Genomic DNA, 12,318 nt, shown 5'->3' on the forward strand with positions numbered 1-12,318 from the left:
TCGACGTCCCCCACCTCCTACGCGTCTAGTTACTGACGGCGCTCTTCTTCGGTGCCTTCTTGGCGGCCGGATGCTTCCAGCCGATCTTGTCCTGAAACAGGTCCCGCAGTGTCGCCACGGATGGTACAGGCATGATGAACATCTCGACCTCCTGATGCGCGATGCCTTTAGTCTTAAGCGCCTTGGCGATCTTCGGGGCGGCCTCGCCAAGCTTGGCGAGGGCTAGCTTCCGGAACTCCTCCTCCGCATCGGTCTCGGAGATCAGCGCAGCGGCGAAGGCGTCGAAGTCGAAGGCGACAAGGCAGGAGATCACATCGTGGCGGTTCGCGTATCCCGATCCGTACGGATCGAGGAAGTCGAGCATCGCTTTCTTAGCGTCAGGCTTTAAGCCGGAAAGGTCGAGGTGCCGCTTTACCAGCGTGATCTCGTGCTTGATCTTCTTGTCGTCCAGTGACTCGGCGATCGACTTCGCCGCCTCTGTGATGGCCTGATCCAGGTTGCCGTAGAGTTTCGCCTCGCCCCAATAGATGTATAGTCGCCCCGTGGCCGCACAGTAGCGGACGTGTACTCCGTCCGCACCGTGCACTGGCATCTCCGTATTGGTCTTTAGCGACATCTTCGCGACGATCTGGGGCGCCTCGAGGAGCCATTCTGTCAGCAGATAAAGTATCAACTCGCCGGCTTCGCCGTTGCGGTTCGTCGCGACGTGGGCGCGTTTGAAGAGATCGAATGCCTCCTGACGAAGCACCTCGAACATTGTTGTGAACTCCTCGGGAGAAACCTTCCCATACTGCTCGTTAAGGTCCGCTACCTGCTGCCGGGGCAGGCAGAAATTGACGATGTACGTCGAAACGGTGTCCACCAGTTCGGACATCATTGGCTTCCGCTGCCGAAACGCGGGATAGTGAAGACGGAGTGTCAGCGCCTTGCACTCGGTCGTGACGGTGTGATCGACTGACTTGAGCCGCGTCGACAGCTTCGATAGATCGCGCTTGAGCGACGCGAGCGCATCCTCGAGGGGGCCTGTCGGCGGTGAGGACGGAGCGGCGGCGGTATCGGTCAACGGAGCACAGGCCCACGGGGCGCGATCTTCATACTGTCGCTATTCTCACTTATCGTCGGAGTTCAAATGTGTTTGACATTGAAATCAGATGTTATGCTTGGCTACGGCATGCCGTCAATTGCACGAATTTTAGCAATGGCTCCAAAATACAGCAAGTAACTGGAGATGCCAGACAAGGTGTGCGAGTAAAGACCGTTCGTCTTTGCCGCTTCACACCTCGAAGGGCAGCTTTGGAGAATGCGGCATTGCAGCACCCGGGGAATCTGAGCGGCGCCTAAGGGCCGGGAGCGGTCATCCGCCCCGACCGGGACAAAGGTTCGCTGTGGGCGATGCCCGGCCCTTCCGCCATTTCGGCACAAGAAGCTGACCACCGCTACGTCATCCCTGGTCGACGGCACCACACTGGTAGCTGACTTCGCTTGCGGCCAAAGCTGGCGTCACCGCGCTCTTTCAGCCGCCTGCGGGACGGCGAGCGCATCTTCATGGACGACATCCGCTGCCCAGTCGTAGAGCTCGGACAAGATGGTGCGGAGGGCCTCTCCTCGCGCGGTCAGGCGGTAGGTGACTTCGCGCGGATAGGTATTCGTCTCTGTCCGTTGCACCAGATTGCGGCGCGTCAGCCCGGCAATCCTGTCGGTCAGAACCTTCGGCGAGATCCGCGGCAAGAGCGCCTGGAGTTCGGAATATCGCCTTGGTCCGCTTGAAAGGTGCCACAGCAGCAGGGCGTTCCATCGGTGACCCAGAAAAGCCAGCCAGTCCTCGGCAAGGCATTCGTCGGGACGGCAAACGGCGGCCGTGGCAGCTTTGGGTTCAGGCATCGGGCTTCCCATTTGGTTAGTCCAGAGTCGGCGTGTTCTAGGCGTTCGCGGGCAGTCTAGCAGCTCCGAACGCATGAGGAACATGACATGGGACGAATACTCATTATCGGTGGCTATGGCCATGTAGGGCAGAGGATCGCGCGCCGGCTGGTGGCCGCCCGCAGACCGGTGATGCTGGCCGGGCGCGACGGTGCAAAGGCAAGGACGGTGGCGGCTCGATTGGGCTGCGAGGCAACGATACTGGATCTCGAGCGCCCTGAAACCTGGACAAAGCCCCTGTCGACGGCCTCGGTGGTGATTTGTTGTCTCGACACGCGGTCGGCGGAGCTGGCACGGGCCGTTCTGGAGCGTGGGGTGCGCCTGATCGACATCTCGGCCACAGACTCGGTGCTGCGCCGGATCGAGCAACTGGATGACCTGGCGAGGGGCACCGGTGCGCTGGCCGTCCTGTCGGTCGGCCTAGCGCCGGGGTTGACCAACCTCCTGGTGCAGGAAGCGCGCGCGCAGAGCCCGGATGCGACCCGTTTTCGTATTGGTGTCCTGCTGGGACTGGGCGACAGCCACGGTACGGCGGCGATCGACTGGACCTTGCGCAGTCTGGCGCCGCTTGCCCCCGGCGAGATCCAGCCACTGCGCTTCGGAGATGACCGTCGGCCGCTGCCATCGATCCCGTTCGACTTTTCCGATCAACACAGCCTGATGCGCCGGGGTTTCCCGGAGGTCGAGACTCGGCTGGCCCTGGCGTCACCGCTCATCGCCCCCCTGACCTTGAGGGCGCTGGCATGGAGCGCGGGGCGACCTGCCCTGCGACGGGCCCTTGCGCACAGCATGCCCTTCCTCAGGATCGGCAGTGACCGAGCGGCGCTGGTCGTCGAGGCCTATGCCAATGACAGGGAGGCACCTGCATGTCGCCTGTCCCTGGAGGGCCGCGAGGAGGCAGAGATTACGGCGCAGGTTGCTGCGGAAGTCGCGCTGCGGATTGAGGGCATGCGGGTGCAAGGCGTGAGGCATCTCGATGACGTATTGCGCCTGGCGGATATGTCTGGCGCGTTATCCGCGCAACAGATCACCTTCTCTGACGCAAATTCGTAGGGGAGCCTTCCCGTCGAACTGACGTTTGACTGGATACATGAATCCGGATGCTTTGAGCAGTTAGCGGACATGGCAATCAGGAGCGCAGCCCTGCGGGACCGAGGCCGTACTGACCTGCCCCGGGATTTTTCCTCCAGATGCGATTAGAGTCCGGCCCAACTTGAGGACGGACAATGAAGCGAACGAGATTCACGGACGAACAGATCATCGGCATCCTGGCAGAGCATGAGGCAGGCGCGAAGTGCGCTGACCTGTGCCGCAAGCACGGCATGTCGGAAGGCACCTTCTACAACTGGAAGGCCAAGTTCGGCGGCATGACGGTGTCGGAGGCGAAGCGGCTGAAGGGGCTCGAGGATGAGAACGCCAAGCTGAAGAAGCTGCTGGCCGAGCAGATGCTGGATCTGGCGGCGATGAAGGACCTGGTTGCAAAAAAGTGGTAGGGCCCGCCGTGAAGCGTGAAGCCGTTGCGTATCTTCGGGCCGAGCATGGCCTCTCGGAACGGCGGGCCTGTCACATCGTCGGCGCGGATCGAATGATGATCCGCTATCGATCCCGACGCGCGCCGGATACGGCGTTACGCGGTCGGTTGCGGGACTTGGCCAACGAGCGCCGGCGGTTCGGTTACCGGCGCTTGTTCGTATTGCTGCGCCGCGAGGGCGAGCCCTCGGGGATCAATCGGATCTATCGGCTCTACCGCGAAGAAGGGCTGACGGTGCGCAAGCGGAAGGCACGGCGCAAGGCGGTCGGAACACGGGCCCCTATCCTGGTCGAGGCGCGGCCCAATGCACGCTGGTCGCTGGATTTCGTCCATGACCAGTTCGATTGCGGGCGAAGATTCCGGGTGCTGAACATCGTCGATGACGTGACCCGGGAATGTTTGGCGGCGATCCCGGACACCTCAATCTCGGGGCGGCGCGTGGCGCGAGAACTGGCCGCCCTGATCGAACGCCGCGGAAAGCCCGGGATGATCGTCTCTGACAACGGCACCGAACTGACCAGTAACGCGATCTTAACCTTTGCCGCCGATCGCGACATTGAGTGGCATTACATCGCCCCGGGCAAGCCGATGCAGAACGGATTTGTGGAAAGTTTCAACGGGCGGATGCGGGACGAGCTGCTCAACGAGACCATGTTCCGCAACCTGGCCCATGCCCGTATCGTGATCGCCGCCTGGGCTGCCGACTACAACACCGAACGCCCGCACTCGGCCTTGGACTACCAGGCCCCGGCTGACTACGCGCGGACCCTGACCGCCGCAATCGCCCGCCCCGCTGCGCGAGATGAAAGCTCCGCGCGTCGGGCGATTGCTCAACCTGCGCCAATTGGCGTAAACACTAACCGGGCTCCGGTCGCGGCTGGATGAAAGTTCAGGGGCAGGTCAGCTTCGATGGCGGTCGAACCATAGTCGAAGATCTGCGACAGGAAGGCATAAAGCCGCAGGAAGGCGCCCATATTGGCCTTGAACACAGTCAGGGCATCCTGCGTCTGTTTGGCGGCCAGCGCAGCTTTGTCATCGCCAGCGGCACGGGCCGCGATCTCGGCATCCTTGGCCGCGCGGAAGGATTTTAGCAACCGATCCGCCACCGGCTCGATGGCGGCGGACAGGCTGGCGTGGTTCGCCCTCGGGTCCAGCTCTGCCCGCACAACGCGATCCACCTCGAAATCGTCGTAATAGCCAAGCGCGTCCAGTTTCGCGCGCAGATCCAGCACCTGATCGGGATCGGTGACAGCCTCCAGCTCGGCCGTCTCGTAATAGGTGCGGAAGGCGGTCAGGATGTCCTCGGCGCTGTTGGCGAAATCGAGGATATAGGTCGTATCCTTGGTAATCCCGCCCGAGGACCATGCCCGGTTCAACCGCGACAGCGTCTGCACCGCCTGGATGCCCGCCAGCCGCCGATCAACATACATCCCGCACAAAAGCGGCTGGTCAAAGCCGGTCTGGAATTTGTTCGCGACAATCAGTACGTGGAACTCCGGCCCCTTGAAGCTTTCGCGAATATCACCGCGCAGGCCGGGGTTCAGCACCTTTGACGTTTCGGTAAACGGCTCGGGGCCGCTGTCGGGGTCGATCACCTCGCCGGAAAAGGCAACCAGCGTGCCAAGGCCATAGCCCTGGGATGCGATGTATTTCTGCATGGCGATCTGCCAGCGCACAGCCTCCTTGCGGCTTTCCACCACCACCATCGCCTTGGCCTGCCCGCCCAAAAGCGGCATCACCATCGAGCGGTAATGCTCGACCACGATCGCCACCTTCTGTGCGATATTCCAGGGATGCAGCTTGACCCACTGCATCAGTGCCTTCTGCGCCGTGCTGCGCTCGACCTCGCGGTCGTCCATTTCCGCGCCGCCATTGGCCAGCTTGAAGGCCAGCGCATAGGGCGTGTAATTCTTCAGAACGTCGAGGATAAAGCCCTCCTCGATGGCCTGCCGCATCGAATAGACGTGGAACGGCGCGGGCAGATTTCCAGGCCCGGCAGGGGCAGCCGGGTCGGGGCGGCGGCCGAACAGTTCCATCGTCTTGGCCTTGGGCGTCGCGGTGAAGGCGATGAAGCTGATCCCCGACGATCCCGCCTTGGCGGCCATATTCGCGGCCAGCACGTCTTCGGCGCTGATCTCGCCGCCATCCTGTAATTCGGCCAGTTCCTCGGCGGACAGGACCTGCTTCAGCTTGGACGCCGCCTCGCCGGTCTGGCTGGAATGGGCCTCGTCGGCGATCACCGCGAACCGCTTGCCGCTGGTCGCGGCCAGCTCCTGCACCGCCTTCAGCGCAAAGGGAAAGGTCTGGATGGTGCAGACGACGATCTTCTTGCCGCCCGCCAGCGCCTCGGCCAGCTGGCCGCTTTTCGCCCCCGATTCATTGGTGATCGTCGCCACCACGCCGGTCGTGCGCTCAAAGGCAAAGATCGCCTCGGCGCGTGTTTCGCTGGAGGCTGCTGCGGACGAGGCACGGGGCCGCGGCGTCATGCCGGTGATCCTATCGGATGCGATGGAAGGCGAGGCGCGCGACGTGGCGCTCGTCCATGCCGCGATCGCCCGCGAGGTGCTGGCGCGCGGCCGCCCGTTTTCGCGACCGGCCGTGCTGCTTTCCGGCGGCGAGACGACGGTGACATTGCGGGGAAGGGGCGGGCGGGGCGGCCGAAACGGTGAATTCGCGCTCGCCATGGCGCTTGCCATCGACGGCCACGCCATCGAGGTTCTGGCGGCCGATACGGACGGCATCGACGGCTCCGAGGACAATGCCGGCGCTTTCGCCGACGGAACGACAGTGCGACGTCTGCGCGCCGCTGGAATCGATCCGCGCGAAATGTTGGATCGCAACGACAGCTATACCGCATTCTCCACCATCGGCGACTTCCATGTGACCGGACCAACCGGCACGAACGTCAATGATTTCCGCGCAATCCTTATTCGCTGACCTCGGGTAGGTCTATCTTTCGCGTAGAACGGCGTGGTCGAGCTGCTGCTGAGCAACTTCACGGGTTCTAGCGCGCGCGGCAAATAGCGGCGAGCGTCGGTGTCGCGTTGCCCCTAAATCGGCTCTGCCTCAATCTGTGTGGCGCACTATCCTGAGAACGGGAAGATTCAGGAGGGATAGTGATGATTTCAAGGTAAGCGTCCGGCCTGACCGCCCTGCCGCGTGGTGAAAGAGGCGGATAGTGTCCACCATTGATAGTGGACACTATGGTGATGGCGTGGCGCGTCGGACGAAGCGACTTTGGACGGATGAGGAGAAGCGTTCGATCTGTTTCCAGACGGCGGCGCCGGGCGTTTCCGTGGCTCAGGTGGCGCGGCGCTACGCGGTGAACGCGAACCTGATCTTCAAGTGGCTGCGCGATCCCCGTTATGCGCCGGACCCCACCTCGGTTGCGCGCCCAGCAGAGGAGGCGCGGTTTCTGCCCGTAGAGATCGTCGCGGAGACCAGGTCTACTCCGGCGGCACCTGCCGCCGAGAACCACATCGAGATCGAGCTGGCGGGCGGTCACCGGATGCGGATCAGCGGCAGCTATGATCCTGAGGCGCTGGCGCGGCTGATCCGGGGACTTTCGGCGTGATCCCGGTTCCGGCCAACACGCGGGTCTGGCTGGCTGCCGGGGTCACCGACATGCGCAAGGGCTTTGCTTCCTTGGCGGCGCAGGCCGAGGCGGTGCTGAAGCAGGATCCTTTCGGCGGGCATCTCTTCGTCTTCCGCGGCCGTCGCGGTGATCTGGTGAAGGTCATCTGGTGGGATGGCCAGGGGGCCTGCATGTTCATGAAGCGGCTGGAGCGGGGCCGGTTCGTCTGGCCCTCGGCCAAGGAGGGGAAGGTGGCGCTGACACCGGCGCAGTTGTCGATGCTCCTGGAAGGGATCGACTGGCGTGCCCCGGAGCGAACGTGGCGGCCCTTGGCAGCGGGATAATCAGGGGGGGCCACAAGAGAATGATTCCCATAAGGAATCCCGTGGGATAAACTCCTTGCATGCTCGATCAGACCCTGACCCTGCCGGAAGATCCCGAGGAGTTGCGCAGCTTCACCGCGCGGCTTCTGGCCGAGGTGAAGGCGCAGGCGATCCTGATCGAGAGGCTGCGGCACCAACTGGCCGGGCACCGGGCACACCGGTTCGGCGCGTCCTCGGAGACGGCAGAACAGCTTCAGTTGGCTCTTGAGGCCAGCGAGATCGCGGCCGCCGCGATGACGGCGCGGATGCGTCTGCCGGACATCGAGGAGAAGGGCAAACCCAAGCGCCGTCCGATCCCGGATCATATCCCCCGGATGGAGGTGGAACTGATGCCCGGCGCCGATGCCTGTGCCGATTGCGGCGGTCGCCTGCGCCGGATCGGCGAGGACGTCACGGAAGAGCTGGAGTATGTTCCTGGGCGCTTCATCGTGAACCGGATTGTCCGCCCCCGGCTGACCTGCGCTTGCTGCGAACGCTTCGTCCAGGCCCCGCTGCCGTCGCGCCCGATCGAGCGCGGTCGCCCCGGGCCGGGTCTGCTGGCCCATGTGCTGGTCAGCAAGTATGCCGACCATCTCCCCCTCTATCGCCAGAGCCAGATCTTCGGCCGCGAAGGGCTCGATCTCGACCGATCGACCCTGGCCGACTGGGTCGGCAAGACCACCACCCTTCTGGAGCCACTGGCCGAGGCCATCGGGCGCCATGTCCTGTCGGCCGAGGCGATCTTCGCCGACGATACGCCGGTGCGGATGCTGGCGCCCGGCACCGGCAAGACCCAGACGGCCCGGCTCTGGACCTAGCCCTCCCGCGCGATCCAGAGTTCCGCCGCGGTGATCGACTCCGCAAGATGCAGCAGCTCGGTATTGCCGCCGAAGTCCAGAAGCACGCGCACCTGCCCGGGCTTGGGTGCCTCAGCCACCTCGAAGATCAGACGGCTGTCCGCCGAATGGCTGCGCATGATGGTGACGAGGATCACCCCGTCCGAAGAGAAGTTCCCTTCATGCAGCGTGAAGGAGGCCGGAGCGGTCCAGGTCGGATAGACCCGGGGCGGCTCCTTTTTCACGAGGCGGCCGACGCCGTTCGAGCGCTCCCATGCGGCGAGCTTCTTGGTGAAACGCGCCGGCGGCCTGGGACTGCCGTCGGTGTAGCGGATCAGTGCCCCGAGAGGGGCTGAGTCGATGATGTTTGTTGCAGACATGATTCCTCATCCCGAATGCGAGTATCCGCATTCATCATATTGATATTGTTGTATTTTATTGGAATGGGAGCGGGTTTCCCCGCCCCTGGATGGTTCAGATCACTCCGCGGCCATCATCGACGCAGCGCCGTCAGGCAGATCAGCGGTCAGGAAAGCTGGGAGATCGATATCGTCGGGCTCGCCCGCATCTTTCCCCTGCCCTTCTCCGACCGCCTCGCCGTCGAGCGTCACCAGATCGGCCCGGCGCAGGACCTCGGGCAACCACCCGCTGCCCTTGAGAAGCCGCTCGGCCTCGGTGGCCATCTCGTCCTTCTTGAGGTGATCGAGAAGCTGCGCAGTCCCCTCCCCCTTCGCCTCACGAACGGCTTCGAGGATCCGGGCCTTGGGCACACGGTTAAGATAGGCATCAACCGTGGGCTCCCAGCCCGCCTCGACCATGTCGAGATCGACAGCGCGAGCCACGAGGTCGGCATGCGCCATGCGACGAGTCAGACCGCTGGCGGAGATGCCCGCACCATAAGGGTTCACCTTCTCATGGAGCGCGTTGATCCCGAAGCTGAGGCAATGCGCCAGGAGCGCCAGACGGCTACGCTGATCGAGCGCCGTCAGATAGTCCCAGAGCGCAACATCATCGCCGAGAGGCAGATCGGCCTCCCACGCCGCGTGACGCTCATCGACCAGCTTTGCTACAACGCTGTCCTTCAGATCGGGCGCTTGAGCCGACATGTAGACGTGGCGGACCGAGGCTTCGAGGCAGCTGCCGGAGGCTGAGGAGGTGCGGAAGGTGTCCGTGACCAGCTTCAGGAGCAGGAGCGTCAGCGCAACGTCCGGCGACCGCCCGATAGCCTCGCGCAGCGCAAGGGTCCGATGGGCCGTCAGTTCCATGACCAGCCGTTCGGGCAGCGGCTTCAGCGCTCCGTCGTCTTCCTCCTCGGACGCATCCGCACCAATCGGCTGACCGCCCGAGGTGATGACGGTGCCGCCAGCGGAGGTCGCCGACGGTTTCCAGCTGGAACCGCCGACATCACCCCCCTGCCCCATGGCATCCACACCATCGCCATCCTGGACCGCGGTCTCCTCGTGCGGCTCGTCCTCTGGCCGAACGTACCCGCGATAGATCGCGAGACTGCCATCCCGATCCAGCGTCACGAAGACGCCCGCGCGCGCAATCTCGGTCGGGTCGTAGATCAGAGGCCGCTGTTCAAGCGCTTCCATCGCCATTTCGAGTTGACCCAGCAGGGCATCGATCTCCTCGGGGTACTCGTCCTGGCCGGAGTATTCTTCCTCCAGCGCCCGATACTCCGCGAGGAGCGTCGCATGGGCCGCGCTTTCCTCGTCGGTCATCGGCGCGGGATCACCGGCCAGACGCCGCAGACCGTGGCTGTAGCCATAGGGCAGGTCGGTCGCCACCTCGATCCACTTCCAGCCATCCGAGGCCAGCGCCTCGGCTTCGGCCTGGAGCTTCTCGGAGACCAGCCGATCGAGCAGGGCAGGGTCCTCGAGCCAGCCTCCGTCATCGCCCTGGAAGAGATCGCGCAGGACGACACCGCAGGCCGCCTCATAGGCATCGACACCCACAAAGACAGAGCGGCGATCAGACGCCCGGACCGAGGTCTCCGTGAGCATGCGCCGTATGGCGTAGGGCTCCTTGTTCCAGGAGTTCTTCACCGCATCCCAGACCTGCGCCTGACGCGCATGATCCGGGTTCACGGTGAAGGCCATCAGCTGTTCGAGCGTCATGCCGTCCTTGGCATAAACCTCGAGCAGGGCAGGGGCCACGGAGGCGAGTTTCAGGCGCTGCTTCACGATCTGCGGCGTCACGAAGAAGGCCGCCGCGATCGCTTCCTCGCCCTGACCCTTTTCGCGCAGGGCCTGGAACGCACGGAACTGGTCCAGCGGATGCAAAGCCACACGCTGCATGTTCTCGGCCAGCGAGTCGTCCTCGGCCAAAATGTCGGAGGCGGCATCCCGCACGATGCAGGGGATCGGCGCGGTCTTGGCCAAACGCTTCTGCTTCACCAGGAGCGATAGCGCCTGGAAGCGGCGGCCGCCGGCCGGGATCTCGAACGTGCCGGTTTCGACCCCGTCGGCATCAAGCACGGGCCGGACGTTCAAGCCCTGCAGCAGGCCGCGCCGCGCGATGTCCTCGGCCAGTTCCTCGACCGAGACGCCGGCCTTGATGCGCCGCACGTTGGACTGGCTCAGCACGAGCTTGTCGAAGGGGATGTCCCGCGACGGGGACAGGGTGACTTTCTGGGCTGCTTTCGCCATCAGATATTCTCCACGACGGGCGTCGGAAGCCACTCTCCCGATCTCACTTCCCGTCACCCCTCAAACCCCCCAACCTTTCCCTCTATCTGCTGGTTGCTCATCAGACGGCGGAGAGAGTTCACAGCTGTGAACTTCATCGATTGGGGCGCCGACGGGGAGAATGTTCACAGCTGTGAACATCACGCCGCGCTTCGCCGGGACATCAGTGCCATGACCATCGGCCCGCAGGAGAACTCGCCCGCCGCCGCCTTCGATGTCAGCGCACGGAGATAGCCACCGGGCGATCGGATGTCGGCGAAGCGTTCCAGCATGGCGACAACAACGATCGATGCCTGCTCGGGGCCCATGAACCGTTGCGCTTCTTCCCAAGCGGAAGCACTGATCCCCATGGCCGGCCGCACATGGCAAGCCGCGTCGAAAAGCTGATGCCAGTGGCGGATATCGCCCTGGTAGAAAGTTTTGAGCGACGGGCAGCCCGCGATCACCAGATGGAGCGGGATCTTTGGCACGCGTCTTGTGTCTGCTTCTTCCACGTCAGCACCAGGTGCATCCGTTTCAACATCTGGCGCGCCGGCCGCCGCCCCGCCTTTTTCTAAGGCAGGTTCAAGATCTATAGATTCTTTATTTGAATTATGATGGTGGCGCTCAATATTGGCACCATTGGTGTTCATTTTTTCTGTTTCAGGACCATCAATGACGTTGCGTGCGTGGTCGAGAAGGGCTTCAAGGTCGGCGCGAAATGCTGAGAGCTCCTCGAGCGTGAGCTTGCGGCGAAGGGCGCGCGCTGTGAGAACAGCCTTGTCGCGAAACTGATCCCAGAGGCCGAGGCCTGGCTGGACCTCTTCTCCGAACTCCGCCAGGGCAGCAAGATCGCGCCGCATGAGGCTCACGACCTCCCGCAGTCTCCGGATACGGTCCTCGGCCTCACGCACAGCCTCTGCGGCCCGTGCAACCTTTTCGGATTGGCAGTAGAGTGGCGAGAGGTCGAAGCCAAAAGCCACACGCTCTTCGCCGTGCTTGCGAACATACCTCTTTCCGTTGGGACTATCGCGGCGCATGAGCAAGCCAGCATCCACCAGACGGGCAATGTGCCTGCGCATCGTGGAGCAGGGCATGCCGTTCAGCCGCTCGCAGATTGCCTTGTTCGACGGGAAGACGACCATCTCGGTATTCCCGCCAAGTGCATCATCCGGAAAGAAGCTGAGAAGCCCCTGCAGAACGGTCAGATCGCGTTCGGAAACCCCAAAGGCCGCCTGCGCCTTGGACAGCTCGCGAAGGAGCTCCCACTTGTTGACGGGCTTGCCCGGAACAGACGCCTCAGGACGCTCGACCACGCGCAGATGGGCGTGCGAGATCGGCCGCATAAACGGCGAAATCGGTGTGTACTCCATGATGTCATTCACGAAGGCATAGAAAAGCTGTTCCGCGAATCACATATGACTTG

The 12,318-nt window shown here is 63.4% G+C and carries 8 protein-coding genes and 4 pseudogenes; 6 read left to right on the plus strand and 6 right to left on the minus strand.

From position 1 onward, the window contains the following. Positions 1 to 25: 25 nt before the first annotated feature. Together ESD82_RS07460 and ESD82_RS07465 are read right to left on the minus strand one after the other, a co-directional pair. A complete protein-coding gene (locus tag ESD82_RS07460) occupies positions 26 to 1,063 on the minus strand; it encodes a HamA C-terminal domain-containing protein (protein ID WP_147429493.1) in 1,038 nt (345 codons plus the stop codon). A gap of 437 nt (positions 1,064 to 1,500) precedes the next feature. After that, complete coding sequence (locus ESD82_RS07465; RefSeq protein ID WP_147429492.1) at positions 1,501 to 1,881, minus strand: winged helix-turn-helix transcriptional regulator; 381 nt, start codon at positions 1,879 to 1,881, stop codon at positions 1,501 to 1,503. A gap of 87 nt (positions 1,882 to 1,968) precedes the next feature. Here ESD82_RS07465 and ESD82_RS07470 point away from each other — a divergent pair, with 87 nt between their 5' ends. Both ESD82_RS07470 and ESD82_RS07475 read left to right on the plus strand, forming a co-directional pair. Next, entirely contained in the window at positions 1,969 to 2,973 is a 1,005-nt protein-coding gene (locus ESD82_RS07470) for a saccharopine dehydrogenase NADP-binding domain-containing protein (protein WP_147429491.1), read from the plus strand. 173 nt (positions 2,974 to 3,146) lie between these two features. Beyond that, a protein-coding gene (locus ESD82_RS07475) for an IS3 family transposase (RefSeq protein ID WP_114669626.1) occupies positions 3,147 to 4,336 on the plus strand; the annotation gives its coding sequence in 2 pieces (ribosomal slippage) (positions 3,147 to 3,399 and positions 3,399 to 4,336; 1,191 coding nt in all). Positions 4,337 to 4,356: 20 nt separating this feature from the next. Here the strand turns inward: ESD82_RS07475 and ESD82_RS07480 are convergent. Then, positions 4,357 to 5,883 (minus strand): annotated as a pseudogene (locus ESD82_RS07480) (type I restriction enzyme subunit R domain-containing protein); the annotation flags it as partial. On the opposite strand from ESD82_RS07480, the pseudogene ESD82_RS22115 reads away from it, so the two are divergent. The 4 genes and pseudogenes from ESD82_RS22115 to tnpC form a co-directional block, all read left to right on the plus strand. Then, positions 5,876 to 6,388, plus strand: a pseudogene (locus ESD82_RS22115) (MOFRL family protein); the annotation flags it as partial. The pseudogenes ESD82_RS07480 and ESD82_RS22115 overlap by 8 nt on opposite strands. 241 nt (positions 6,389 to 6,629) lie before the next feature. Beyond that, positions 6,630 to 7,025 carry an IS66-like element accessory protein TnpA gene (gene tnpA, locus ESD82_RS07490; RefSeq protein WP_018000155.1) on the plus strand — a complete coding sequence of 132 codons (396 nt, stop codon included), beginning with the start codon at positions 6,630 to 6,632 and terminating at the stop codon, positions 7,023 to 7,025. Next, positions 7,022 to 7,369 carry an IS66 family insertion sequence element accessory protein TnpB gene (tnpB, locus tag ESD82_RS07495; RefSeq protein ID WP_018000156.1) on the plus strand — a complete coding sequence of 116 codons (348 nt, stop codon included), beginning with the start codon at positions 7,022 to 7,024 and terminating at the stop codon, positions 7,367 to 7,369. Before tnpA ends, tnpB begins: the two co-directional genes overlap by 4 nt. A gap of 59 nt (positions 7,370 to 7,428) precedes the next feature. After that, positions 7,429 to 8,202, plus strand: a pseudogene (gene tnpC, locus ESD82_RS07500) (IS66 family transposase); the annotation flags it as partial. Between the two features lie 2 nt (positions 8,203 to 8,204). Here tnpC and ESD82_RS07505 read toward each other — a convergent pair. The 3 genes and pseudogenes from ESD82_RS07505 to repC form a co-directional block, all read right to left on the minus strand. Next, positions 8,205 to 8,603 (minus strand): annotated as a pseudogene (locus ESD82_RS07505) (hypothetical protein); the annotation flags it as partial. A 99-nt stretch (positions 8,604 to 8,702) separates the two neighbouring features. Further along, on the minus strand, positions 8,703 to 10,874 hold the full coding sequence (locus ESD82_RS07510; protein WP_147429487.1) for a ParB/RepB/Spo0J family partition protein: 2,172 nt from the start codon (positions 10,872 to 10,874) through the stop codon (positions 8,703 to 8,705). A 179-nt stretch (positions 10,875 to 11,053) separates the two neighbouring features. Continuing rightward, on the minus strand, positions 11,054 to 12,265 hold the full coding sequence (gene repC, locus ESD82_RS07515; RefSeq protein ID WP_032490181.1) for a plasmid replication protein RepC: 1,212 nt from the start codon (positions 12,263 to 12,265) through the stop codon (positions 11,054 to 11,056). Positions 12,266 to 12,318 lie beyond the last annotated feature (53 nt).

Source organism: Paracoccus pantotrophus, assembly GCF_008824185.1.
Classification (GTDB): domain Bacteria; phylum Pseudomonadota; class Alphaproteobacteria; order Rhodobacterales; family Rhodobacteraceae; genus Paracoccus; species Paracoccus pantotrophus.